At 39.5% G+C, this 23728-nt stretch carries 24 protein-coding genes and 2 pseudogenes; 6 read left to right on the forward strand and 20 right to left on the reverse strand.

Annotation, left to right across the window (positions count from 1 at the left end; genetic code table 11):
• The first annotated feature begins 57 nt into the window (after positions 1 to 57).
• Positions 58 to 483, forward strand: coding sequence for a VOC family protein (locus LC048_RS19805; RefSeq protein WP_226607535.1), 426 nt, complete (start codon positions 58 to 60; stop codon positions 481 to 483).
• A gap of 395 nt (positions 484 to 878) precedes the next feature.
• Here LC048_RS19805 and LC048_RS19810 read toward each other — a convergent pair whose 3' ends face one another.
• The 6 genes and pseudogenes from LC048_RS19810 to LC048_RS19835 form a co-directional block, all read right to left on the reverse strand.
• Positions 879 to 1121 carry a helix-turn-helix domain-containing protein gene (locus LC048_RS19810; protein WP_306048574.1) on the reverse strand — a complete coding sequence of 81 codons (243 nt, stop codon included), beginning with the start codon at positions 1119 to 1121 and terminating at the stop codon, positions 879 to 881.
• Positions 1122 to 1258: 137 nt separating this feature from the next.
• Positions 1259 to 1531, reverse strand: coding sequence for a hypothetical protein (locus LC048_RS19815; RefSeq protein WP_306048576.1), 273 nt, complete (start codon positions 1529 to 1531; stop codon positions 1259 to 1261).
• A 524-nt stretch (positions 1532 to 2055) separates the two neighbouring features.
• On the reverse strand, positions 2056 to 2343 hold the full coding sequence (locus LC048_RS19820) for a putative quinol monooxygenase (protein ID WP_226607540.1): 288 nt from the start codon (positions 2341 to 2343) through the stop codon (positions 2056 to 2058).
• Between the two features lie 21 nt (positions 2344 to 2364).
• Positions 2365 to 3345 (reverse strand): annotated as a pseudogene (locus LC048_RS19825) (zinc-binding dehydrogenase).
• 65 nt (positions 3346 to 3410) lie between these two features.
• Positions 3411 to 4076, reverse strand: coding sequence for a type 1 glutamine amidotransferase domain-containing protein (locus LC048_RS19830; RefSeq protein ID WP_226607542.1), 666 nt, complete (start codon positions 4074 to 4076; stop codon positions 3411 to 3413).
• Positions 4077 to 4100: 24 nt separating this feature from the next.
• Complete coding sequence (locus LC048_RS19835) at positions 4101 to 5531, reverse strand: NAD-dependent succinate-semialdehyde dehydrogenase (protein WP_226607544.1); 1431 nt, start codon at positions 5529 to 5531, stop codon at positions 4101 to 4103.
• A gap of 144 nt (positions 5532 to 5675) precedes the next feature.
• Between LC048_RS19835 and LC048_RS19840 the strand changes: the two genes are divergently transcribed.
• Together LC048_RS19840 and LC048_RS19845 are read left to right on the forward strand one after the other, a co-directional pair.
• A complete protein-coding gene (locus LC048_RS19840; protein ID WP_226607546.1) occupies positions 5676 to 6518 on the forward strand; it encodes a LysR family transcriptional regulator in 843 nt (280 codons plus the stop codon).
• Positions 6519 to 6541: 23 nt separating this feature from the next.
• Complete coding sequence (locus tag LC048_RS19845) at positions 6542 to 7507, forward strand: quinone oxidoreductase family protein (protein ID WP_226607549.1); 966 nt, start codon at positions 6542 to 6544, stop codon at positions 7505 to 7507.
• A gap of 176 nt (positions 7508 to 7683) precedes the next feature.
• On the opposite strand, the gene LC048_RS19850 is transcribed toward LC048_RS19845, so the two are convergent.
• From LC048_RS19850 to LC048_RS19895, 10 genes are all read right to left on the reverse strand, one after another.
• Entirely contained in the window at positions 7684 to 8631 is a 948-nt protein-coding gene (locus LC048_RS19850; RefSeq protein ID WP_226607552.1) for a hypothetical protein, read from the reverse strand.
• 219 nt (positions 8632 to 8850) lie between these two features.
• Positions 8851 to 9384, reverse strand: a complete 534-nt coding sequence (locus LC048_RS19855; protein WP_226607553.1) for a DUF5381 family protein — start codon at positions 9382 to 9384, stop codon at positions 8851 to 8853.
• Positions 9374 to 10165, reverse strand: a complete 792-nt coding sequence (locus LC048_RS19860; protein WP_226607556.1) for a hypothetical protein — start codon at positions 10163 to 10165, stop codon at positions 9374 to 9376. The genes LC048_RS19855 and LC048_RS19860 overlap by 11 nt, the downstream gene beginning before the upstream one ends.
• 9 nt (positions 10166 to 10174) lie before the next feature.
• The gene (locus LC048_RS19865) at positions 10175 to 11467 is read right to left on the reverse strand and encodes a hypothetical protein (protein ID WP_226607558.1); all 1293 of its coding nucleotides are present in this window, start codon (positions 11465 to 11467) and stop codon (positions 10175 to 10177) included.
• Positions 11468 to 11990: 523 nt separating this feature from the next.
• Positions 11991 to 12548, reverse strand: a complete 558-nt coding sequence (locus LC048_RS19870; protein ID WP_226607560.1) for a thioredoxin family protein — start codon at positions 12546 to 12548, stop codon at positions 11991 to 11993.
• Positions 12549 to 12651: 103 nt separating this feature from the next.
• The gene (locus LC048_RS19875) at positions 12652 to 13089 is read right to left on the reverse strand and encodes a GNAT family N-acetyltransferase (RefSeq protein ID WP_226607563.1); all 438 of its coding nucleotides are present in this window, start codon (positions 13087 to 13089) and stop codon (positions 12652 to 12654) included.
• Between the two features lie 321 nt (positions 13090 to 13410).
• The gene (locus LC048_RS19880) at positions 13411 to 13893 is read right to left on the reverse strand and encodes an NUDIX hydrolase (RefSeq protein ID WP_226607566.1); all 483 of its coding nucleotides are present in this window, start codon (positions 13891 to 13893) and stop codon (positions 13411 to 13413) included.
• An 86-nt stretch (positions 13894 to 13979) separates the two neighbouring features.
• The gene (locus tag LC048_RS19885) at positions 13980 to 14462 is read right to left on the reverse strand and encodes an AraC family transcriptional regulator (RefSeq protein ID WP_226607568.1); all 483 of its coding nucleotides are present in this window, start codon (positions 14460 to 14462) and stop codon (positions 13980 to 13982) included.
• A 31-nt stretch (positions 14463 to 14493) separates the two neighbouring features.
• A complete protein-coding gene (locus LC048_RS19890) occupies positions 14494 to 15147 on the reverse strand; it encodes an NAD(P)H-dependent oxidoreductase (RefSeq protein ID WP_226607571.1) in 654 nt (217 codons plus the stop codon).
• Positions 15148 to 15248: 101 nt separating this feature from the next.
• Positions 15249 to 15674, reverse strand: coding sequence for an acyl-CoA thioesterase (locus tag LC048_RS19895; RefSeq protein ID WP_226607593.1), 426 nt, complete (start codon positions 15672 to 15674; stop codon positions 15249 to 15251).
• Between the two features lie 241 nt (positions 15675 to 15915).
• On the opposite strand from LC048_RS19895, the gene LC048_RS19900 reads away from it, so the two are divergent.
• From LC048_RS19900 to LC048_RS19910, 3 genes are all read left to right on the forward strand, one after another.
• Positions 15916 to 16218, forward strand: a complete 303-nt coding sequence (locus tag LC048_RS19900; RefSeq protein WP_226607573.1) for a PadR family transcriptional regulator — start codon at positions 15916 to 15918, stop codon at positions 16216 to 16218.
• Position 16219: 1 nt separating this feature from the next.
• Entirely contained in the window at positions 16220 to 16789 is a 570-nt protein-coding gene (locus LC048_RS19905) for a DUF2812 domain-containing protein (RefSeq protein WP_226607575.1), read from the forward strand.
• Positions 16790 to 17315: 526 nt separating this feature from the next.
• On the forward strand, positions 17316 to 18269 hold the full coding sequence (locus LC048_RS19910; protein WP_226607586.1) for an NAD(P)-dependent alcohol dehydrogenase: 954 nt from the start codon (positions 17316 to 17318) through the stop codon (positions 18267 to 18269).
• A 180-nt stretch (positions 18270 to 18449) separates the two neighbouring features.
• On the opposite strand, the pseudogene LC048_RS19915 reads toward LC048_RS19910, so the two are convergent.
• The 4 genes and pseudogenes from LC048_RS19915 to LC048_RS19930 form a co-directional block, all read right to left on the reverse strand.
• Positions 18450 to 20004 (reverse strand): annotated as a pseudogene (locus LC048_RS19915) (IS3 family transposase).
• Between the two features lie 215 nt (positions 20005 to 20219).
• Complete coding sequence (locus LC048_RS19920; RefSeq protein WP_306048584.1) at positions 20220 to 20942, reverse strand: MOSC domain-containing protein; 723 nt, start codon at positions 20940 to 20942, stop codon at positions 20220 to 20222.
• Positions 20943 to 21031: 89 nt separating this feature from the next.
• Positions 21032 to 22132: a serine hydrolase gene (locus LC048_RS19925; RefSeq protein ID WP_371932076.1), complete on the reverse strand. Its 1101-nt coding sequence runs from the start codon at positions 22130 to 22132 to the stop codon at positions 21032 to 21034.
• A 583-nt stretch (positions 22133 to 22715) separates the two neighbouring features.
• The gene (locus LC048_RS19930; protein WP_306048588.1) at positions 22716 to 23699 is read right to left on the reverse strand and encodes a DUF4003 family protein; all 984 of its coding nucleotides are present in this window, start codon (positions 23697 to 23699) and stop codon (positions 22716 to 22718) included.
• Positions 23700 to 23728 lie beyond the last annotated feature (29 nt).

The raw sequence follows: 23728 nt of genomic DNA on the forward strand, positions 1-23728 counted from the left end.
TAACTTTTACACCATTATAACCGTTTTAAGGTAGAATTTAATTTGAGGAGGATGGTTATGTTTAAGGTAGGTAGTATATTTATCCCAGTTACAGACATGGAAAAGTCGACAGAATGGTATGTGAAATTTCTTGGTGCAAAGATAATAGATAGTTGGGGAGACGGTACTGGCTTTTATTTACCAACTGGGTCAACACAATTAGCTTTAGTGAAAGTGGACTCCCCACAGCCCACTGAGTTTATTACCAAAGGTGACCAGAAGAACTCTTATTTTAATTTTGTTGTGGATGATATTGAATCTGTCCATCAACACTTTAAGAAAAATGGCATAGTTACTACCGAGATTGATCATTTTGGCGGAATGAAATTTTTTGATTTCTTTGACTTGGATGGTAACCCATTTAGTGTGGTAAATGAAGTTTATGGTTCTCCTTATCACTCAGATAATGTTAGAAAAATGCAAGAAAGAGATAAAAAGAATTAATAAATAATTTTAAAAAAGAATTACCACTTTAATAAGATTGGTAATTCTTTTTGTTTTCCTTTTCAATAAGATAATTTTTACATTCATGTACTTCTTTAAAAGCACAACTTCAATTCTCTGCTTTACCGATATTTGTGATACGGTTCCTCATCTTCTTTCTTTCTTTTGATTGATGGAATCCTGCAAAAGAAAAATAAGCGGAGATTTTCCGGCTAAATACAGAATGGAGCTCATTTCGAGGGAAATAAGGGGAGATTTTCCGGTTATGCAAAGCAAAACACCACTTTTTTATGTTTTTAGAGTCAATAAGCGGAATTTCTCCGGCTATTTGAGCTATTTTTTATTAAAATTCATAATTAAGCGGAATTCTTCCGACTATTAATCAGACCGGGTCCTTAACCTGATTCCCTAACCGATAAGAGCGGATCCTTTTGGTTCCAGTTGCAGGGATTAGCATCTTTTTTTTCGACTAGTTGAGAAAGTACTTTTTTTACCGTCTTGTCACTTAGCTTTAAATACTTCTCGACTTCTGTTGGGGATATGTCTTCTCCTTTTCGAATCACTAGCCGAAGGACTTCCTTTTCAAGCAAGGACAGAGATGTCTGGTCCAATTCATCACCCAGCCATCGGCCTATCAATTGCTGAACAACCTGTTGGCATCTACGCGGCTTCTCTTTCACTTGGTCAAAAGAGAAGCGAATCACAGTCCATCCATCAATCACCAGCTGGTTTTGACGTTCCAGGTTGTCGGAAAATTGCCATCTGCTTATGTTCTTTAGGTGAGGGCCATACCCCCGTCGATCTCAAAGCAAATTCGCATAGAGGGACGAATATAAGCAAAATCCAAATACCTTTTACCATCCTTGAAATCATCGACTTCATATTCTGGGTGAAGGTACTTAAAATGATAAAATAAAGGCCACCAAACTTGCTTCAAAAACAACAGTTCAGCCTGATTATGACCTTCTTGTAAGCGCCGAAACCGTTCACCGCTTCTTGCCTGTAAGTGAGCATTCAAAAAGGCCTGGTATTCTTCTTCAAATCCCATACATCCCTCTCCTAACTATAGGAATATTCACAACATAAACGTTTATAACACTTAATGAATCACTCAATGAAATTGAGACAGATTTTTGAGAAACTATGAAGTTTATAAGTGGTAGGTTACAACAAAATAAGAGGATTAATATGAAATCAACTGGAGAATTGCAAACGGCAAATAAGAATTTAGAAGTAGCAAGTTACAAGAAGAATTCGCGGATAGAACTAATTTTAGTTTAATAGAATTCTTACAATTGTCAATCCGTTTACTTCAATACTAGTTCCATAATTTTTCTTCTTGCCTCTCCTAACCTTAAGAGAGAGGTATTTGGTTAAAACCTCATTTACTTATGATACGGCTCAACTATAAATGTATTGGCAAAGTAATTAGCTTAGTATTTTTACAGTTGTCTTACCGACAAAAAGTAAAAAAACTGCTCACTGTTTGTAACGCACTTCAGTCAAGTAAATTCACCTATTACTAAATTAACTGACAGAAAAAATGCCCTGCAAAGTCGCAGGGCACTCTCTTTATACCAAAAATAAACGATGAACGTTCCTGCTTTCTATCAGCTGTTCTGCTTGTAGTCGGTACGCTTTATAATGATTTGATTCTATGTGTTTCTTTAGTGATTCTTCATCTTGCCATATTTCATAAAATACAAATACACCCTGTTCATCTAAGGATTTATGCAGTTTATATGTGATACATCCGCTTTCGTTCCGCGAAGGGTGTACAACTTGGTGCAAGACTTCAAATAATTCGTTCTCACAGTCAGGTTTTGATTTGATTATTGCAGTAATGACGATATTCTCCATTTTATTCTCTCCGACCAACTTTTATAAAATCTTAGCGACGATTTTGCCTTTGACATGACGTTCAGAAAGTTCTTCAAGAGCTTGTGGAATTTCTTCAAGAGAAATTGTTCTTTCAAGCGGAGAAGCCACTTTACCTTCTGCTACTAATTTTAAAAGTTCATCGCCCATTTTCGCGAGGTCTTCCTCAGCTGCTACATCATTCTGGTGATGGTTCGCATTTAAAGCAACTTCGTGATAGGAAATTACTTTTGTGAATGGTTTAATATGAGTGTAATCAGGTGCCCCAGCAATATGTGCCAAATGTCCGCCATACCCAACGAGATCCAGTGAATTCGTAGCACTTTCGCGGCTTACTGTATCCAGGACTGCATCTACACCGCGCTCATTTGTAATTTCCATCACTCTAGCTCTGACATCTTCATCTCGATAATCTATGACGTGGTCTGCTCCAAGGGATTTCACATAGTCATGGTTATGTTCAGATGCAGTAGAAATAACTGTCTTTCCTGCATGTTTAGCCAGCTGAACACCAAATCCGCCAACTCCGCCTGCTCCCCCTTGAATCAAAATGGTTTTAATATTTTCCATCGGAAGTTTGCGGAACAAGGCCTGATAGGCAGTATAACCAGCCGTTGGAAGTGATGTGGCATTTTCAAACGAAACAGAGTCAGGAATACGGGAAATTGTATGAGCAGTGGTAATGGCGTATTCAGCAAAACCGCCTCTCTTCCTAAAATCTCCGTGATACACGACTCGGTCTCCAATGGACCAGCCCGTTACACCTTCACCCAATGCTTCAATGGTTCCAGCTACATCTAAGCCTAAGATGTGAGGAAAAGTTCAAGCAGGATTGCCGTTCGTTCCAGTCTTATAATCAACAGGGTTCAAGCCTGCTGCATGTACCTTCACCAACACTTCCCCAGCTACAGGAATAGGGGTTTCTATTTCTTCTACCTTCATTTCACGCCACATATTCTTATCTTTAAGGAGTAATGCTTTCATTTCCTTTATCCTCCTCTATATTTAAGATTTAGGGCTGCAAGATGCAGCCCTGATTTGTATGTTAGTTAGTTGTTTAGTTGTTTTACTACTTCATCCGCTACAGAAACAGTCGACTGCGGATTTTGGCCTGTAATTAGATTGCCATCCACTTGGACATGGTCCGCCCAGTTTCCTTTGACAATCACATTTGCTCCAAGTTCACGAAGGCGAGTCTCCAGCAAGAAAGGCATAAAACGATCAAGTGTTGTCTCACGCTCTTCATCATCTGTAAAGGCAGTGATGGTTTTCCCAGCCACTAGAGGGGTCCCATCTGATAATGTTACTCCTACTAAGCCGGCAGGACCGTGGCAAACTGCTGCAACGATTTTATTTGCCTCATAAGCTTCACGTACAAGCTGGTGGAGTTTTGTGTTATCAGGAAGATCGAACATCGTACCATGTCCGCCTGGCATGAAAATAGCATCATAGGCAGATGCATCTTGTACATCTTCAAGTTTCATTGTATTTTCTAAATATTTCGCTGTATCAAGGATTTCCTGTGGTACTTCACCTTCAAGGCTTCGGTCATCCACTGGAGCTTTTCCGCCTTTAGGACTTGCGACTGTAATTTCATAACTTTGCTTTGCAAATTCCACATAAGCCTCACCAAATTCAGAAAGCCATAAACCTGTTGCATGACCCTCATTCATTTTATCCGCTGTTGTTACTACCATTAAAATACGTTTTGTCATTTTTCAATTCCTCCAATTTTAAAATCAGTTTATAGAACCCAATGATATATATTTCTCTTCAAGATATTCACTTATTCCCTGCTTCCCACCTTCACGGCCTAACCCACTTTCCTTCAATCCCCCAAAAGGAGCTTGAGCCGCAGAGGGCAACCCATCATTCAAACCGATTACTCCATACTCTAATCTCTCTACCAAATATAAGGCTTCCTTCATATCCTGTGAAAACACATAAGCGGCTAATCCATAAGGAGTTTTATTCGCACGTTCAATCGCTTCATCTATTGTTTTGAAGGTTGATACTGGCGCTAGTGGACCAAAGGTTTCTTCTGTCATACAAAGCATGTCGTCAGAAGCATTTTTTACAACAGTCGGCTGATAAAAATACCCCATTTCCTCCATTACAGCAGAGCCGCCAGTTAAGACGATTCCACCTTTTCGGACCGCATCCTTCACGTGTTCCGTTATTTTCATCAATGATTTTTCATTGATCAGTGGTCCAACTAACACATCTTTTTCCAAACCATCCCCATATTTAAGATTGGCTGTCTCTACTGTAAATCGAGCAATAAATTCATCAGCTATATCTTCTTGAATGAGAAAACGATTTGCGGCAACGCAAGCCTGTCCACCATTGCGGAATTTAGATTGGATTGCTCCTTTGACAGCAGTTTCAATATCGGCTTTGTTGGTCACGATAAATGGTGCTTGTCCGCCAAGTTCTAATGAAAGTTTCTTCATTGTATCTGCTGCATCTTTCATTAAAAGCTTTCCGACGGGCGTAGAACCCGTAAAGGTTATTTTACGGACTCTGGAATCCGTTTGCCAAACCCCAACGATTTCTTTTGGGTCACCAGTCAGAACATTTATCACACCATTGGGTATACCGGCTTGTTCTGCCAGCTCTGCTAATTTAAGTGCGGTAAAAGGTGTTTCTTCTGAAGGTTTGAATACGACTGTGCAGCCTGCTGCCAAAGCCGGTGCTAATTTCCGGGTAACCATTGCGGCGGGAAAATTCCAGGGAGTAATCGCCGCAACCACACCTACAGGTACTTTTTGCACAAATAGTCGTTTTTCACTTGAAGACGATGGAATAAGCTCTCCATATAATCGTTTCGCTTCCTCTGCAAACCATTCCACATATTGATTCGCATAGTTTATTTCACCTATCGCTTCATTTAGCGGCTTCCCTTGTTCCATTGTCATGATTCTGGCTAAAACTTCTTTATTATCCTCTATTAAGTCATGCCATTTCTTCAGAAGCCTGCTCCGTTCGTACGCAGTAGTCCCGGACCAAAGGGCTAAAGCATTAGCTGCAGCATCAACAGCCTGCACGGCTTCTTTGGTTCCAGACCTTGGAACGCTGCCCAAAATTTCTTTAGTAGCAGGATTTTGAATATTGATCGTCTCTTTTGTTTCAAACCAAATTCCATTCACTACATTTTTTTCTATAAACATGCAATTCACTCCCTTCTATATTGATCACTTGCTGCTAAGCAGATGTATTTGTTTTTGGTACTGCTATAGGTTATCATCTGTGTAGAAATTGCGGTACTTCCACTATGTTTGTGGGTGATAACCAAACGTTATGAGGGATTCAGAATGCGAATAGAATGGCTGGAAGCGTTCCAAACAACAGCTGAAACAAAGAGTTTAACCAGAGCAAGTGAAATACTAAACATGACACAACCTGCTCTAAGTAAACAAATAAGAAATCTTGAAAATGATATTGGAGCCAATTTGTTCAATAGATCGAGTACGGGCGTAACACTAACCAAGGCTGGTGAGCTTCTTCTGGCAGCGAGCAAAGAAATTATAAAGGAGATAAACGCAGTCAAAAAGGCTATAGCGGTTGATCAGGGGTTAATGGGTATCACGATTGGAGCATGGCCAAGCATTGCTACTTCCTATTTGCCAAAGAAGCTCGCTTGTACACTACGTTCTGACTACAACTTAAAGATCTCCCATAGTTATGTGGACTTATTAGCAGGATTAAATGAAGGTAGTTTGGATGTCGCATTATTTGATGAAAAAGGCATCCAACACCCCTACTACTCCACATTTGTGTTTTCTGAAGGATTTATGCTTTTTGTCAATAAACTGCATCCTGAATTCGGAAACAAGGATTCTGTCACATTTGATGAGATAAAAGAGGAGGAATTTGTGATGCTGTTGGAAACCTGTGATGCAAGAACTATAATCCAGCATGCATTCGCAGAGAGGAACGCAACTCTGAACATTTCTTCAGAAATTGAATTTGGTCACAGCATACTCGGTTTTATCGAGGCAAATATTGGCATATCCATCTTACCTGAAATATTCGTGAACGGGCTTTCCCCTAATATCAAAGCCATTCCGATTACTGATTTTGACATACAGCGGAAGGTCTCACTCATCGCCAGGGATGAACAAGTTGGGAAAAAAGTATTAGCGATGCTTAAATAAGTTTAATGAAAAGAGGTCTACAAATGAAGTCTTTAGTATTTGGACAATTTGGCGGTCCAGAAGTTTTAGAATATAAAGATGTAAACGACCCAATGATCGGGCCAGACGAAGTCCTTGTCAGAACAAAAGCAATCGGATTGAACTTTGCAGATATTTATCGGAGAAAAGGTAACTATCATCTTGTCGGACAGCCACCCTATATTCTGGGGTATGAAGGTGCAGGGGTCGTCGAGAAAATTGGAAGTGAAGTATCCTCTGTTAAGATTGGTGACCGAATCGGGTTTGCTGATGTTCCTTATGCGAACGCAGAGCTTGTGGCGGTACCAATAGAAAAAGCCATTCCGCTTCCAGAGAGGATTTCTTTCGAGACTGCTGCATCCATTCTGCTGCAAGGCTTAACTGCGCACTACCTCGTCCGGGACAGCTACGCTATTAAACCTGGAGATGTGGCAGTCATACATGCAGCCGCAGGTGGAGTTGGGCAACTGTTAATTCAAATGGTCAATCTCCTTGGCGGGAAAGCAATAGGACTGACATCTTCTAAAAATAAAGCAGAGATCGCTTTGAAAGCGGGAGCAGAAGAAGTATTCCTCTACAACGAAAATTGGCCAGACAAAATCCTGCAGGCAACTCATGGGAATGGAGCAGATGTCGTATTCGAATCAGTCGGTTCTACCTTATCGGATAGCTTTTCTGCAACGAGAACAGGCGGTACGGTAGTATTTTTCGGCATGGCTGGCGGCGACCCTAAACCCGTTGATCCAAGGATGTTAATGGATACTTCCAAGACCTTAACAGGTGGTGACCTTTGGAATGTCCTTATTTCAAGAACAGAAAGAATAAACCGTTCCATGCAGCTGTTCAAGTGGATTGAGAATGAAGAGTTAATCATACACTCCCCTATCACATACAAATTAAAAGATGGTCAAGAGGCTCATCAATTATTAGAAAGTCGCAGGAGCACAGGTAAGATTTTATTAATACCATAGAATGAAGAAAGGAGGACTGTAATTAGTTCTCCTTTTTATATCTATTACTTAGTAAGAAAATTTCACTTTGCAAACTCTTTATTAGTGAAACTTCAACTCTTAGTTTCACCACTATTTGTGCTACAGTCAATTTAACCCATCTAAATGCGAAAAATAAAAAGAGGGTTATCCCCTCTTTAGTCACTGCTAATCATTTGTGCTATCTTTATAGTCTGCAACTCTTTTTGAACAATGCTTATTGACGTAATACTCCTCTTGGATCGCTTAGCTAATTCATCAGGCAGCTTTTCAATCTTATCTATAGAAGCAACTAAATCTTCTTCGATACTTTCTACCTCATTTTCAGCACTTCCTTCATCTTCTTTCCAAAACTGAATGGCATCTAGCGTATTTTTACTCATTTCTTGGATTGAACTAAAAAGAGATTTAGTTTTACTTACTGTAGTTATCACACTTGAAGATAGTTCAAGAACTTTATGAGCTTCTACTGTAGAACTTCTTAAATCTTCAATCTGATAAATCAAATTTGAGTTTAATTCTTGTTCAATTTGAAATAACAGTTCAATGTCCTTTTCCTTTTGATACTCTTCGTATAATGAATTTAACTTTTGATGAGAATCACCGATCTCCTTTTGAATAACGGTTAAGTCCTCCAAACGAGATAATGTACTATCAATTTCATTAATTTGAATCTGTGCTGAAGCTAATTTAATACTTATGTTACCTACAACAGGAAAATCAACAAAAGTGTTGACTCCTTTAGCGACGGAAATTACTGAATCAAATTTGCCTATTCCATCTCTTATAGGAGCTAAATTCCCTTTTAGCCATTCAACATTTTCAACTACTAGATTAATATCCTGATTGTATTGATCCAGATCGTTAATTATTTTTGGCAGTTCAGTTTCTATTACTTTTAACGATTGATTTCTAGCTTCATCCATTTGCTTGTTCATATTTTTTGTCTCTGTTGGATTACTAACACTATTGTTGACAGCTATTTTGCTAGCTGTATATCCGATTGAACCTGAAATTAAGATTGAGGAAATAATGGTAATAGGAAACAAATATTTTTGAAGCACCGGTTTTTGGTTAGATTCAACCCTGGTCTTCTCCACTTCCATTTGCGGCTCCTCCCCTTCACTAAGTTGTAGTTAGAACCAATGTTGACCGTTAAAACCATATTCTAAATGTCGAAATATCTACCTTATATATTTATTATACGACGTATTTCTCAAAATTTTTTGTCATAACTTATCATACTTGCAAATATTTGTCCCTTTATATAAAAAAGAACTCGTCACCAGCCCCTATACAGGAATGATGACAAGTCCTTTTAATTTTCACGCTGTATATCCCTTACCGCCATACCGTTTCGCCCAGTTCTCCTTCAATTCAGGAGTACCTTCTGGGACAACGTATGTATCAAGGACTTTATGTACTTTTTGTTCGTTGACTAGGTTATAAGTAGAGAGTTTGATTTTTTTGTTATTCATGGTCCGAATCGCAATGTATTTAAAACCGCTGCCGCCCCACTGAATATCCTTGATATCGCTGATCCGGACACCTTTTTTCCTGCCTTTTAAATAGCCATCCTGTACGGTAATGACCGCTCTGCCGGATAACAGCATGGTCAGCATCCTGATGAGCATCGACCCAAATACCAGCAAGCCAAATACACCAATGAGGATCCCGAAAAATCCTTTTACAAAACTTACGTCTGGCACGATAAAGAAAATCACTAGTGAAGCAAGCGTCATCATGCCTATGCCAGTAAGCATACAACCAGCCCCGACGTTTGTATAAACGACCTCTACTTTATCCTCGGAAACGATAATATTATGTTCTTCCGTGTTATGCTCGATTTTATTTTCCATCACTCACCGTTTCCTTTACTTTGACCTCGATATTGTCCTCAATAAGCATCTTGATCATTTCCCGGTTGCAGGGTATTAGATAAAAGTCCTGTTCCCTTTTTTCAATCATCCAATTGTTTGCCGGATTATTCGTAAACAAGACAAGAGTTGTGACTTCGGGCTCTTTGGCTTCATTGAATTCGAAAAAGAGCAATGTATTCAATAATCCGTTCGACTCTTTTAATGATTGGTAGAAATCATTCTTTGAACCTTCGTATTTCTGCTGCTCAAATAATGCAGAATTGTTCTCCAATGAATCGATCATGAATTCAAATTCTTGCTGGCTTAATGAAAAACCATTTGTTCCTGTTTCTCTATCACCTTGTATAGAATAAAAATCCGATACCAGATCGCTTGCCTCATCAAATGTCACACTTGAGAACACATGGACTTGCTCATCATAAAAGAGTGAGTGCTGGATGAAACGGTCTCCTCTCAGATGGTAGGATACCGCTTCTTCTCCACCCTCTCCATCATGCCTGGAAACTTTCATAGATTGGTCTGAGTAATTAAGGATAGCAATGATATCAGCCAGTTCTTCTACAAGTGTAAACTTATGATTTTTATAGCTTACTAAGCTTTTAGACAACAATGAACGGGTTGAGATTTGCAGCAAGAGGTCCATTTTTTCATCATCCAGATCACCGAAGTAAACTTGCTTCAATGCGTTGCCCTGTTCAAAAAAACCTTCGCTGTAAAAGCAATAGATTAATTCCTCAATCGAAAGCGAAATTTTGTCCATAGTCTCCTCCTAATTTCCAAATGATAGTTTCCCGAAAAAGGATTTTGAACTATCCAGCAGGTTTGCTGCATGTGACTTAACATCATTAATGGCTTCTTTTGCATTGTTAAAGCTCTCCTTGACATTCCTGACGCCTGAAGCAACTGCCTCTGTACCTTTGTGGATAGAGTCCTTAAACCGCACTGATTGTTTATCGGTCCAAGCAGAAGTCATCGAGGCCACTTTATCTCCAAGCATACTGCCCAGATAGCCCCCAACTGTGGCGCCCGCTGCTGTACCTAAAGGACCGCCCAAGCTTCCAATTATACCGCCAATTACCGCTCCACCAACGGAACCAGCTGTTACTGTAGCAGTTTTGACAACAGCCCTTCCTACCACCTTAGCATTTTCTTCTTTTAATTTTTCGCCACTGTACATGCCATAGTTTTCGGTGATTTTAATGCCTGCTCCTACTGACTCCACACCTGCTGTGATGACTGTTGCCAGAAGGGCATTGGATCTGATAAGCTTTCCGCTGTTTTTCAGGATACTGCCTGCCTGGCTTTTTACAGCCTCGAATCCGCTTTTAAAAGTGCTTGAATCCCTGAGTGCTTGCTTTAATGTAGAAACGCTATTGCTAAGATTCACCATATCCTTAGGATAATAACTCGCCATCTTTTTATAAAGCAGTTCCGCTAACGGCATTTTGCGATTGTAAACCAAATATAATGGATTCACCATCATCCTCGCCATGAAGTTCAGCGGGCGGGAGTTTTCGACTCGCTGAATCATGCTTGCGAGTGGGATTTTCAACTTCCCAGCCTTTATGTACTCAGCTACTTGGAACTTCTTAAGGACATCATCGACATCGGTGAACCTGAACCCGAGCAGATGCATCAGTCCTGCTCCTGCTGAATATTGGGCTCCATGCAGTATATGTTCTAGATGTCCGGCTATTGAATGGTATTTGTCATATAGTCCGCTCGCATACCGATCGTTCAGCATTTTATCAAGAGCTAATGCAAATGCTTCTTTGACTTCCTCTGCCTGGCCATTGACACGCTTTTCTGCAATTGAATACTGATTTATCGAATTGGCGGTATAGGTTTTCAGCTGAACCATCTTTTGTTCAATTCGATTGATGGACGCTGTTGCCCTGGACAAACTCCCGCCTATTCCTCTTCTGTTTATGATTCTTGGATCCACACTGGACTTCACATTGGAAATACCGTTCTCAACACTGATCAGCCGGGAAATATTTTGACTCAAACCCGTTAGGGAGGAGTTTACCTGTTTAGGATTAAAAACAATTTTAGAATTCAAAAATAATCAATCCCTGACAAATTGGTGTACTTTTCCACTTCATTTTAATTATAAATGAGAAGTAATCTTAATTAAATCACTACATTTTCCTATAAATAGGTGTAAAGGTGTGTTTTTCCAAATGTTATCCAGGTCCTATTACCCAATTATTCTATATTTTAAACCTGAATAATCCACCAGGAAAACAGGCAGTAGAAACCGGGAAGAAAAAAAGCAAAAAAAATGGCGTGTAAACTGACACCAGTTTTGACACGCCGTTCTTTCATAGAGCAATAATCAGTTTTTTATACATTAAGATTATTATTTTTATACTTAGATACAATCGTTATCAACAATACAACTAAAGTAATCAGAAGAAAAAGCACTGTTCCTAGAAAGCTAAATATCGCAAATGAAGTGACCATGTCCATATCACTCGTCTTTTCCGCCAAAGAACCTGTAACCTGCCAAGATATTAAGCAAATAATAAACAACACAAAGAAAATCAATAGGTATTTATTTTTTGTTATCATAAAAATCACCTTCACTTAGGTTCAGTTAATAACGTCTCCTTAAAACTATCATAAACATCTGACCAAAGAACGGATTCCTCTGTATACCTCCTTCTTAAAGAACCAAAGGCTTCTTTTTGTTTCTCCGCAAAGGAGGGATTTTCTTTTGGTGGCAGTGCAGCACGAACTTCATCAACGATTTGCTGAGCTTTGGGTGCCCGAGGTCCCCACTTGCCAAGTAAATCTCCTTGATTATTAAAAATTAAAATCATTGGAATGGCGCGTCCACCGTTAGTTAAGTGGCGATCAATCAAATCAGTATCTGCATCCCGCAATGCGACGCGCATTTCTATATCCGCAGCCTCCGCCAATTTGCGAATAACAGGATTGATCATCATGGCATCTCCACACCAATCTTCGGTAATCGTCAGGAAATGAAGTTGATATTGTTTTAACTCCTCAGCAAATCCATCTGCCGGGAGATGAAATTGTTCATAAACAGCAAAACTTTCCTCTTTTAATGTGCCCATTTCATCCATATACTTTTGAATGGATTTCCCCTCTTCAAAATACAGTTGTTCTGTTTTCATTAAGATTTTTCCTCATTTCTATGTTATATCCGTTTCGTAATGTAACGCAGGCATCCAGATTATCTAGTGATAATGTAATTCTTCCCTATTCAAAGCCATAGGCCTATAATGGTTTTCTAAATGAGTAGCACCATTTATCATAATCTAATTTCTCTTCATAAAAACGGTGAGCTTTGTCTCGCTGAACTCCTGATTCTAATGCCACGTATTCAGCTCCATTTTCTTTTGCCCAATTATGTATATAACTTAATAATTTCTCTCCATACCCAGATGAACGGTATGCAGCATCCGTTACCAGATCATAGATAAAAACGTGACGTTTATTATAGAAGTTCACTCTCCAGCTTAAACCAGCCAGGGATACAATCCGATTATTTATATATAAAGCATACAATGAATACCCATCTTTCCTCATTTCTTCAAGTAATTCCAGGTATGTCTCTTGAGTCAGCTCAGTACGCAGCTGATTGATAACTGGAAAGGCTTCTAACCATTGTTCTTTCTCCGTTAATTCTTGTATTATTTCTGACGCTGAATTCACATTTACACCTCCTTTAGTAAAAAGCTCTGTTATATCTGTATGTTAATTTCACAGTGTTTGAAAATAGACGGAGAAATTCCGCTTAAATTTGCAAACAACCCTTGTTTCCTTAAAATAAGGGTCATTTTTCCGGTTATTTAATCCAAAGCGTTGGATTTTGCCTTATTTTTATTAGTTAACCGGAATTTCTCCGCTTATTTCTGCTTCAAAGGCGTTCTCTATATACAATAGCCGGAATTTCTCCGCTTATAAATTCTATACCTACACGAAAATCAATAATGGATGATAACAGCGCTTAATAACCCCTCATGGATCAACGTACTATCTTACTACTGCTAAAACTGTATGCTCAATATTGCTACTATCCTCCAATTTTTGTAACTGAGGAACAACAAACTCGGGTACTATTTTGTACTGATCAAGTTCATCGATCTCAATCCATTTATGAATATACCCCTCTTCCTCTCCTTTGAACTCATCTTTATAGTGAACTAATGGATGATCTTCAGGAATGTCCACAAGGTAATGCATCCCTAATTCCTGGATTTTTTTATTCTCTGTCTCTAAAAAATATTCCACTACCCAGCAGAGTTTCATGTGGTCTGCTTGTAAGTTAAACTCTTCCATTAACTCTCTTTTTAACGTCTCCTCTGTCGATTCAAAATGCTCGACTCTTCCTCCTGGCAAAAACCAATTTTCACTATCAACCGGCCTTTGAAATAGGACCCTGCCATTATGTTGGATAATCGCTGCAGATCTTACATGAAAGCTTCTGTCCTTATCGATTGAAAACTTGATCATCATTTTGGTTCCACCCTTATCTTTAACATTGCCACCCGGCACCTTCAGAACAATTACAAAATGCCACCGTTGATTGGTGACATTTTGCCCTAAGATTTTCTCTTTTTAACGGGTATGTATAGATCAACTCTACATTTCCCTTCAGGATCTTCGGAAAGGTTATTCATGTTGTATTCGAGGTTATCTCTCTCATAATCGGCTGTATAATCGCTAGTTGGCAGCCATTCGCCAAACATGTATTGATAAGCAGAATGGAGCTTTTCAGGTTTTTCATAAAAGGAATACAGGGCGTATTGCCCGCCTTGCAACTTCCTGAATTCCATATCTCTATGGTTTTCTTTTTCAAATTCTTCTGGCAATGTAACGCAGGCATCGTGACGGCAATCCTTGCTTTCCACTTCATCCGGATTATCTAATGAAATACCGATAAATGACTGCTGGGGAGGGTATAGTCCATTGCCAGTCGCCCAACGGACCAGCTTTCCCCAGTGTTCTTGGGGCTCAAAGTAACTCCCGGTTCGTCTGATATACGCTATTTCCGTTTCAGGTAAATTCGCAATTAAGATATTCATATTCACCAACCCTGTTTGAATAGAGACATAATTATAGACCTACCAATATTTCGTCCTTTAAGCCCGCTAGCCGTTTCTCCCAAGCTTGTATATGCTGCAGTCTCGTCTCCTCATCTGCACCTGCCGGAAATAAGAACGGTTCTAAGACGGTCATCCCACAAAAGTAAAGCTTCTCATGCTGAATATTGAACAAACGCTCTTCGACCTTGCCTTTTATTCCATTTTCTCCATACTCCGACAGATCCTCCGCGCCATGGGTCAAAGATATAATGGCCGCTTTCCCCTTTAAGTTCCCATCTTCATACCGTCCTGGACCGTAGGCAAAGCTATACGAGAACACTCGATCAAACCATCCCTTCAATATGGCAGGAGCATCTGTCCACCACATCGGATATTGAAAAATGATTAAGTCCGCCCAGGTTACTAATCTTTGCTCTTCAACAATGTCAGCTGCAAAGGTATTATTTTTCAGTGCATGATATTGTTCAGAAATATAATTGAAACGGTTTGGGTTTTTAAGGACAAGGAAATCGTCTTGATCTGCAATTGCTTTAAATTTCTTTTTATAAAGGTCCGACACTTCTACCTTATGACCATTCTGTTCCAGGATTCCAACCGTTATGTCTTTCAGTGCCCCATTCAATGATTGTCCGTCCGGGTGGGCGAATACGATGAGAACATTCATTTTCTAATCCCCTTACTAATTTTCTTTTTTGATTTACAGGAACCCTCTGTTCCGCTGTCTAGAACACTGATACCGTCCTCACGTTTCGATCATTGATTCCTTTATTGAATTTCAACTAAATATTGTCTTAATCGCTCTTTTGTTTCAGAGGAAAGCGGCGCCGATTTCCTCGTTTCCTCATCCATTTGCACGATGACGGTTTCTGCCACTGCAGCAAGCTTGCCATTTTGATAGATTCCTTGAAATAAAGAAAAGGAGCTGTTGCCAACTCTTGTAATGGCACTGCCAATTTCCACTGTCCCGGGCCATCGTATTTCAGAAAGCAAGTCCAGCTTCAGACTTGCTATGACAAATGCCGCGTTTTCAGCATGCAGCGGCTCCTTTGCATAGAGAAGCTCCGTTCTTCCCGTTTCCAGGAAGGTTGAAAACAGCGCATTATTAACATGTCCCTGACGATCCGTATCTGCATACCTGATCTTGTCATATGCCTTTAATGGAAAATCTTCATATTCCGGTTTCATTTGCATCACCCTCATTCCACCTGTTTCCATGCTTTAGAGTCATTTCCGATAGATACATTGTTCAACACCTTGAGCAATAAATCCTTCTTCAACAAACCTTTACTACATTCTTAAGCCGTTCAGTTTTGAGGTGCATAATGTATTTGCTCTTTAATTTATTTTAACAATTTTATTGACTATTCAGTTGAACTGTATTATCTTTTTATTAAGTTGAACTATATAGTCGAACTGAATAGAGGTTGAGGTTATGAAACACAAATTATTACCATTGTCTGAAACCATGCATTATATTTTATTGACTTTGCGTGAGCCACTCCACGGCTATGCCGTCATGCAAAAGATTGAAAAGATTAGTAACGGTTCTGTTATTTTAGCCGCTGGTACTTTATACGGTGCGATTGAAAACTTGAATAAGCACGGTTGGATTGAATCTGTTGGAGAGTCAGGTCGGAGGAAGGTTTATAAGGTCACTGCGGAAGGAAATGCGATCTTGAAAATGGAACAAGACAGGTTACTGCATATTTTATCCCTGTACGAAGGAAGTGAATGAAATGAAGAAATTTAAGATGTTTGTTGATATTGAAAAAGAGGAGCAATGGCTGAACGAGCAATTACAAAAAGGATATCGCTGCACAAATATTAGTGGATTAGGAATATACACTTTCGAAAAGACTGACAAGAGATATGTGATGCGACTGGATTATCAAGAATATTTATCAAAGGAAAAATTGAATGAATATAAAGGGATATATGAAGACTTCGGTTGGAATTATATAAAAGGTACCTGGCTTGGTGGAATTCAATATTGGCAAAAGGACGATGACGGACAAACTGAAATCTTCTCGGATCGCCAATCGAGGAGAAATTATTATAAAAGATTGATGGGTTATTCATCTAGTTTAGCTATAGTGTTTTTGCTTTTCTCTTATACGATTTACAAAGATTCAGGATTATATTTAGCCGAAGGTCTTTGGAGCATGAAAGGGTCATTATTTTGGAAAGCATTCTTATTTGAAACTCCATTTGCCCTATTAAGGTTGTTTCCCGCCATTATGGTTGCTTTTTATAGTATCAGTTACTATAAAGCTTATCGAAAGTATTCTAAGTTAAAAGAAAAGTGATGCCAGGGGTTAAAAAAGTATTGTGAAGTAAAGTACTTAAACTATTGACTATTGATTGGAAATTTAACAAAGGGGGTAGCTGCAGCGCCTCCTTTTGGTAGGTGTGGCTCTTAGGCCGAGCTTTTTATCATTATCAAATTTGATTGATGGTAATGATTATTCTTCTTGGAATTTATTGTTTGAGTGCAGCAGGTGCTTGAATGTTTTTCTAACTAAGTAACGGGAGCAATATAACAAGAACCAGCTACCATTTAGGTAGCTTTTCTTATTTCACTAATGGGGCAGGTTAGCGGAAGAAGGATCTAGTAAGAATTAAACCAATGGGACGGATTTTTTGAGGGAGAAATAATGTTCTCCAAATTTAAAGGATTATATCTGCGTTAGCGGTCATTAGCCATCTTGAACTAATGGTTAGGTATAAAAAACTTTTGTTAAAAGTCTGAACATTTAAAAAACAGTATATAATAAGTGGAAAGAGTTTCTATTAAATAAACCCTTAAAATAGGATTATTATGGAGGTATGCAGGTGAGAGCAGCAATTTATAATACCTACGGTCCCCCTGAAGTTATGGGTATAGAGGATATTGAAAAGCCATCAATCAAGGAACAAGACAGGGTGTTGATTCGTGTTCACAGTGCATCTGTCAATACTTTGGACTATTTGTACCGAAAGGGTTATTTACCAACAAGGTTGGATAATGGACTAACAAAACCCAAAAATCCCATACTTGGCATAGATGTTGCGGGTACTATTGAGGCTGTCGGTGAAAATGTTCGCAAATTTAAGGTGGGTGACAACGTTTTCGGAAGTTGCTTCGGGTCCCATTCTGAATATGTCTCTCCACGTGAGAATTTCCTATGTCATATGCCAAAAAACATAACTTTTGAAGATGCTGCTGCTATTCCGTGTGCTGCTCAAACTGCGTTACAAGCATTGAGAGATGTAGCACAGGTAAAGGAAGGTCAAAGAGTCTTAATATATGGAGCATCTGGAGGAGTAGGGCATTTTGCTGTTCAACTTGCAAATTACTATGGGGCTGAAGTAACTGCTGTTTGTAGTACCTCCAATTTAGACTGGGTTAAGAATCTTGGGGCACATTATGTCCTTGATTATACTAAAGAAGATTTCACTGATCATAGAAATAAATACGATGTTATTCTAGATGCTGTTGGCAAGCGAACCTTTTTCAGCTGCTTACGTACTTTAACCGAGAAAGGTGTTTATATTACTGAGCACCTGTTTTTTCCTAAATACCATCCGTTTCAAGTGATGATAGGTTCATTTTTAGGTAGCAAAAAAGCTAAGATTCATTTTACAAAACCCAATGATGTAGACTTGGCTTTTTTAAGTAGTCTTGTGGAACAAGAAAAATTAAGACCTGTTATTGAAAAATGTTACCCTTTGGAAAAGATTGTAGAGGCTCACAAGCATATTGAAAGTGGGCGTACAAAGGGGAAGATTGTTCTTAGAGTCAAATAGGTATATTCATCTTAGAAGGTGCATTGATGGGGTGGACTACATTTAGACAAACAGTGTATCCTTATGGTTTGTGAAAAATGTACTTAAACTAAAGGGGTTTAGTTAAAAAAAGAAGCAAAGGGCGCTGAACAGCATTGAACTGCTCCCCGTCAAGTAGACAGTGGAAATAATAAAAACAGCCTAAGCGGCTTTAGCCCTGAATTCTAGGGGGCTAAGGCCGTTTAATCTTTTTTGGTAACGTTCATGATTATAAAAGTATATGTACTCATCAATCGCCGCAGAAAGCTCTTCAAAGGTCTTATATTTCTCCATGTAATATTTCTCGCTTTTCAGTGATCCCCAAAAGGATTCCATTGGACCATTGTCAATACATCTTCCGACTCGGGACATACTTTGAGTCATCTGTGCTTGATCTATTCTTTGTTTAAATCCAAAATGGGTATACTGAAAGCCCCTGTCGCTATGTATAAGTGGGCGGTCACCATTCAGTAGGTAGTAGTACTGATCCAGCGTATCAAATACCAGTTTATTGTTGTTGGAATGTCCAAATACGTAACTAACGATGGCTCCATCATGTAAGTCTTTAATTGCACTCAAATAAGCCTTTTTTGCTTCTCCATACTTGAACTCAGTCACATCAGTTACCCATTTCTCATTTGGACTTTCGGCTTGGAAATTACGGTCTAACACGTTTTCTGCGACGTGTTGAGGGGTTGACTTTTTATAGCGATTTTTCTTTTTCCGAATAACGCTTTGAATGCCGACAATCTTCATCAGCCTATAGATTCGCTTTTCATTGAAGCTCTTGTTCAACCTTCTATTCAAAGTCATCGTAATCCTGCGGTAGCCGTAGATTCCTTTAACCTCCTCATGGAGAGCCTTCATTTCTTCTACAAGCATCACATTTTGACATTCACGCTTGGAAGGTGTTCGCTTCAGCCATTTATAATATGCAGACCTGGTAACCCCGCAATTTCACAAAGCATAACGAAAGAGAATCCTTCTTCTTCGTGTAGTTCCTTGATAGCGATATATTTCTCCTCAAGGCGTATCTGGCTTATCTTCGCCTCCTTTCGATCTCCTCTAACTTTTTTAGGAATAAGTTCTCTGCGCGTAATCGCTCATTTTCGCTCGCAAGCCTCTTCATCTCCAATTTCATCTTCTGTTCTGGGGAGAGTTCAACTTCTTCCTTTTTCCTCCCTCGCTTATCCCGAAGGGCTTCTTCGCCGCCATCCTCATACTTTTTAACCCATTGATATGCTTGTTGGTAAGAGACCTTAAAGGTCTCAGCTGCCTTCTGATAATCCTTGCCGTTCTCAAGGCAATAGAGCACAATCTCTTTTCGTTCATTTATGGTAGTGTTTCTTCTAGTCATAGTGTTTGTCCTTCCTTTGGAAGTGTCCTTTAATTCTCTATGACTATTATACTTGTTAATCCATTTCTGGAGGACGCGTCTACATGAGATTTCATACTTTCTGATAACATCATTTTGAGAGTAGTCCCCACTAAGATAGTCCTGTACAGCCGCCAGCTTAAGTTCCTTAGAATACCTCTTCCAGGTAGAAGACTTCTTTAATCCTTCTGCTCCGTATTTTTCATACCTGTAGACCCAATCATAAATTGCATGATCATTTACTTTGTATATAAACTTCAGCTCTGAAATAGAATGGCTACCCTTTTTTAACGCCTCTACAATCTTGATTTTATCTTGGAATGAATATGTCCTTTTTGACATAATAAATACTCCCCTTTAGGTAGACAGATTTTTATTTTTTAATCTGTCTACCTAAAGGGGAGCATATCACATCCTTTGCTTCTTTTATTCATCCATTCTTCACTATTCCCTGCCTTCAGAATTGCTCGTCATGAATTTCATTTCGTTTATATCATCGGAAATGTCTGCTTAGGAATCTTTTTCTTCAATAATCCATGCATGGACCTGCTATCCAACTATTCAAGATGGACTTCATCTCCAACATTGATTTCACCTGTTGTTATGACAGCAGCATACACGCCGAAATGATTATTCCTTTCTTTCGCAACCGCTTTAAGCAATGATGGATCCCTTTTTGCATTTTCAGGATCAACGGTAATGATCATGCATCTTTCACAATGCCTTTTCACTTCCAGTGCCACTTCATTGCCTATTGTCATTCGTCTCCCAAACCATTCCTCTTCGATAAAAGGTTTGGGATCTTTTAATGCAATGAATAAATTGGGACGAAAACGCCTATAATCAACCTCTTTGCCCCAAATTTGTTCCAAACCCTGTAGTGAAGCGTCCGTAACCAGTTGAATATGCTCCTCTTCAATTGCGCCTAGAGGGACGTAAGACGGTCGGTATGAAGCAAAAGCAATTTCCCTTCCGGACCTAGCTTGTATTTCTTTCTCCAATTCCTTATTGCCCCATTCAAGAACTTTTCCCTCAGGTGTCACGATTTCGACCTTAGGGTACTCCTCCATCTCTTCTTGTCCTATAAACCTCGCCTTGTATCGAGCCATCTCAGGGAACTGCGTAATCGTTAAAAATTCCCCTGACCTTGTTTGGTCATGGATCGTATGACTGCGGTCTCCGTACAATCCATAATCCATAACCTTTGTTTTCTCGACGCTCTCTCCATAAAAGGATTTAACAGGATGCCGAACTATTTCTCTGATATGACCAATTAGCACTACATTGCCTCCTAGTTTTATCCCTATTTTAACCCCTGTGCTGATAAACTCACAACTCCTGACAGCCTCACCCATGATCAAGAATACTCTTAATGCAGCTTTTCTTTTACAGAGTCCCGGAATTCGCTGTTTGTCATAAACTCAAGCTGAAAACGATTCATATTCTTTGCAAGCTTTTCGAATTCGAGATTGCTCAAATCATTTGCCAGGAATGCCATTTCAGTACGATTGCCATCTTTGTCGGTTGCATACATGCTAATAGTAAAAACAAAGGCTGTAGAACCGCCCTTTTGCCCTGCATGCTCAAGCCATTCCCGGTTTTTCGGATTTTTCATTAGCTGTTCCATCACTGGATCCAAAAAAGAATGGACTTCTTTAGAAAAATACTTTTTGCTGTTTAACAGCTTCATAAGCTCTGCATAATCATCAGCAGAAGCACGCGGAAGCCGGTCAGACCACACCTTTTGAAATTCCATATCCAGAACCTTCAGCACTCTTTCTTTATCCTTTGCTTGCGGCGGGCTGCTTTCCCATTTTTGATGAATGTTTATAGCTCTCTTTCGATATTCTTCAAGACTCATGCTCTTCAATTCTTTTAATGTTTCCTCTTTGGTGAATCCCATATCCTCCATCAGCTCCATCGGGATAAACAAGGCACTGACAAGCGGATACATCTCTTCATGACTGAAAAGCTGCAGATCATCAGGGAGCTTATTCACATTTTCAATCCCCAGAACTTTCAACAGGAAATCAGTATTAGCATTTGAACTATAAGCGATCATCCCATTTGCTACTTCGCTTAAAGGCACCTTTTCCGCATCATCTGCCAGGCTATCAATCCAAGCCTCATGGGCTCCGCCATCTGTTTTAGGAACATAGTACTTTTCCAGTGTCTTTAAATCGATATTTTGCTGCGGATCTATTTTCCCCTGTGCTGCTTGGCGTGCATATTCAATGACCACCATAATTTTGACCGTGCTTGCCAAAGGAAGCGGCAAGTCCTTATTGATGCTGACCCAGTCCTCATCGTTATGGCGAATAACCATAGCCATATTTTCTGATTCTCTGTGTTCTTGCACATAATTAATGACTGACTCAGGATCTCCGCTGCTCTTACTCTTGAGATACAAAAATCCTGATAAAACTGCTGCTGTTAAAATTAGAATGACTCCAGTAATGATCCAAACCATCTTCAATAAGCTAACCTCCATGATTTTCGTTTATTTACTACATACGAAAGCTAATCTCTGAGGTTTCATTTTTATGGAAAATAGTTTTAGCTTGATAGGTTTATATGCACTATTCATTTGAAATAGAGGAAGTGAGGTACTGGGTTGCTTTGCTCCTAAAATTAGTCACAGGATACAGGTACACCCCCATGCTCCCTGGGACATAACCTGGGCTCATTTTTATGTATCAAACAGGAATTTACCAGCCATGAACTGATTTCAGCAAATGACACGCGTTTCGCCATCCTCTCCTATCGCGGCGATCCTCTGGGCGATGATTTTGCCCAATCTTTCTGTTCTATTAATTGGTAGTCTATCAATCTTACCTATTAAAATATACGTCCGACGAATTGCCGAAAAAGTATCCGAAGAGAAGATAACGAATATTAACTGCTAGTATTTATTCGCAAGAATGGTTGTGGGACACCGCTGCGAAAACTGATTACTGGATTGAGTCTATGCCTGAACAAGTCAAAATGGGAATGGACCATTCCTTCGTGACAAAAAAGAAGCACAGGAATGCTTCCCCGTACTTCCTATGCCTTTACTCCCCTCCATTTGAAGAAGCTGCGACTGCTGCACCTGAAATAGCCGCGATCGATGCCGCTTGCTGAGCCTGGATCAATGTTTCGATTGTCGTTGAAAGATTGGTCTGAAGCAGGGAGGAATGTTCGACTTTATCACTGATGACGAAATTGACCGCCATCATGAAATTAATGTCTTTTTTCCATTTGAAAAACTTCTCTGCGTTCAACTGCTCCGATATTTCTTTTATTTCCGAAAGATTGTCGTTGTCTTGTTCAATTAATGTGAGCAGCGCAATCTGAGGATAGAACATGACCTTCGGTTTGATTCCTTCTTTTTTCATTCTGTCATAGATTTCAGTGGATAGAGCAACGATGTCATCTGCAGGGCAATTTTCATTTAGGGATAGTATATGGCTCATGCTTTGCAGATCGTTTCCTTTACGGAATCCATTTTGCGAAAGCTTGCTGTACAGGTCTTCAATATGAAAAATCATCTCATCTGTCTGAGTGTCGTGCTGAGCCAGCATGACAGCAAGAGGGTAGTCGCTGTGACCGGTCAAAAACAAATGCTCTTCCCTCATTTTCTTGTAAATGACTCTTGCCCGTTGAGACAGGGACTTAAGGTCTTCTGGATTGGCTGTGACCAGTTGCATGGCGGCGATGTAGCTGAACGTATTTTTACTGAAACCTTCCGAGATCAATGCATGGTATGCGTTGATAAAGGCAGGGAATTTTTCTTGAGGACTATCGAATCTAGTGTCCAGCATAGCGGCAAAGGTGAAACGCGACTCAGTTCGCATAGGCGAAAAGATCCCCGACTCTCTTTTTATAAAATCCGCAAGTTCAGTAAATCTATTGATATCAAAGGTCCGGTTGTTAGAGATATACAAAGATGCGACCATCATCAAAACTGATTGATCGGTCACCTTCCAGCGGAATCTCTCTCTCATCTGGGAATAAATCTCAATATAATTTTCAATATTCCTGTTTGCTTTGTCCATGTTAAACCTCCATTGATCCGTCATGACCT

Origin of the sequence: Mesobacillus subterraneus (assembly GCF_020524355.2) — a bacterium.
Lineage (GTDB): Bacteria > Bacillota > Bacilli > Bacillales > Cytobacillaceae > Mesobacillus > Mesobacillus subterraneus_C.

Coding starts and splice junctions, on each gene's coding strand:
- LC048_RS19840 (WP_226607546.1), top strand. CDS start 5,676: ATGCGAATAGAATGGCTGGAAGCGTTCCAAACAACAGCTGAAACAAAG.
- LC048_RS19880 (WP_226607566.1), bottom strand. CDS start 13,893: ATGATGATCAAGTTTTCAATCGATAAGGACAGAAGCTTTCATGTAAGA.
- LC048_RS19870 (WP_226607560.1), bottom strand. CDS start 12,548: ATGAAAACAGAACAACTGTATTTTGAAGAGGGGAAATCCATTCAAAAG.
- LC048_RS19925 (WP_371932076.1), bottom strand. CDS start 22,132: ATGGTTTGGATCATTACTGGAGTCATTCTAATTTTAACAGCAGCAGTT.
- LC048_RS19820 (WP_226607540.1), bottom strand. CDS start 2,343: ATGGAGAATATCGTCATTACTGCAATAATCAAATCAAAACCTGACTGT.
- LC048_RS19900 (WP_226607573.1), top strand. CDS start 15,916: ATGAAACACAAATTATTACCATTGTCTGAAACCATGCATTATATTTTA.
- LC048_RS19835 (WP_226607544.1), bottom strand. CDS start 5,531: ATGTTTATAGAAAAAAATGTAGTGAATGGAATTTGGTTTGAAACAAAA.
- LC048_RS19860 (WP_226607556.1), bottom strand. CDS start 10,165: ATGGACAAAATTTCGCTTTCGATTGAGGAATTAATCTATTGCTTTTAC.
- LC048_RS19895 (WP_226607593.1), bottom strand. CDS start 15,674: ATGCAAATGAAACCGGAATATGAAGATTTTCCATTAAAGGCATATGAC.
- LC048_RS19815 (WP_306048576.1), bottom strand. CDS start 1,531: ATGGGATTTGAAGAAGAATACCAGGCCTTTTTGAATGCTCACTTACAG.
- LC048_RS19905 (WP_226607575.1), top strand. CDS start 16,220: ATGAAGAAATTTAAGATGTTTGTTGATATTGAAAAAGAGGAGCAATGG.
- LC048_RS19890 (WP_226607571.1), bottom strand. CDS start 15,147: ATGAATGTTCTCATCGTATTCGCCCACCCGGACGGACAATCATTGAAT.
- LC048_RS19830 (WP_226607542.1), bottom strand. CDS start 4,076: ATGACAAAACGTATTTTAATGGTAGTAACAACAGCGGATAAAATGAAT.
- LC048_RS19930 (WP_306048588.1), bottom strand. CDS start 23,699: ATGGACAAAGCAAACAGGAATATTGAAAATTATATTGAGATTTATTCC.
- LC048_RS19845 (WP_226607549.1), top strand. CDS start 6,542: ATGAAGTCTTTAGTATTTGGACAATTTGGCGGTCCAGAAGTTTTAGAA.
- LC048_RS19850 (WP_226607552.1), bottom strand. CDS start 8,631: ATGGAAGTGGAGAAGACCAGGGTTGAATCTAACCAAAAACCGGTGCTT.
- LC048_RS19855 (WP_226607553.1), bottom strand. CDS start 9,384: ATGGAAAATAAAATCGAGCATAACACGGAAGAACATAATATTATCGTT.
- LC048_RS19805 (WP_226607535.1), top strand. CDS start 58: ATGTTTAAGGTAGGTAGTATATTTATCCCAGTTACAGACATGGAAAAG.
- LC048_RS19885 (WP_226607568.1), bottom strand. CDS start 14,462: ATGAATATCTTAATTGCGAATTTACCTGAAACGGAAATAGCGTATATC.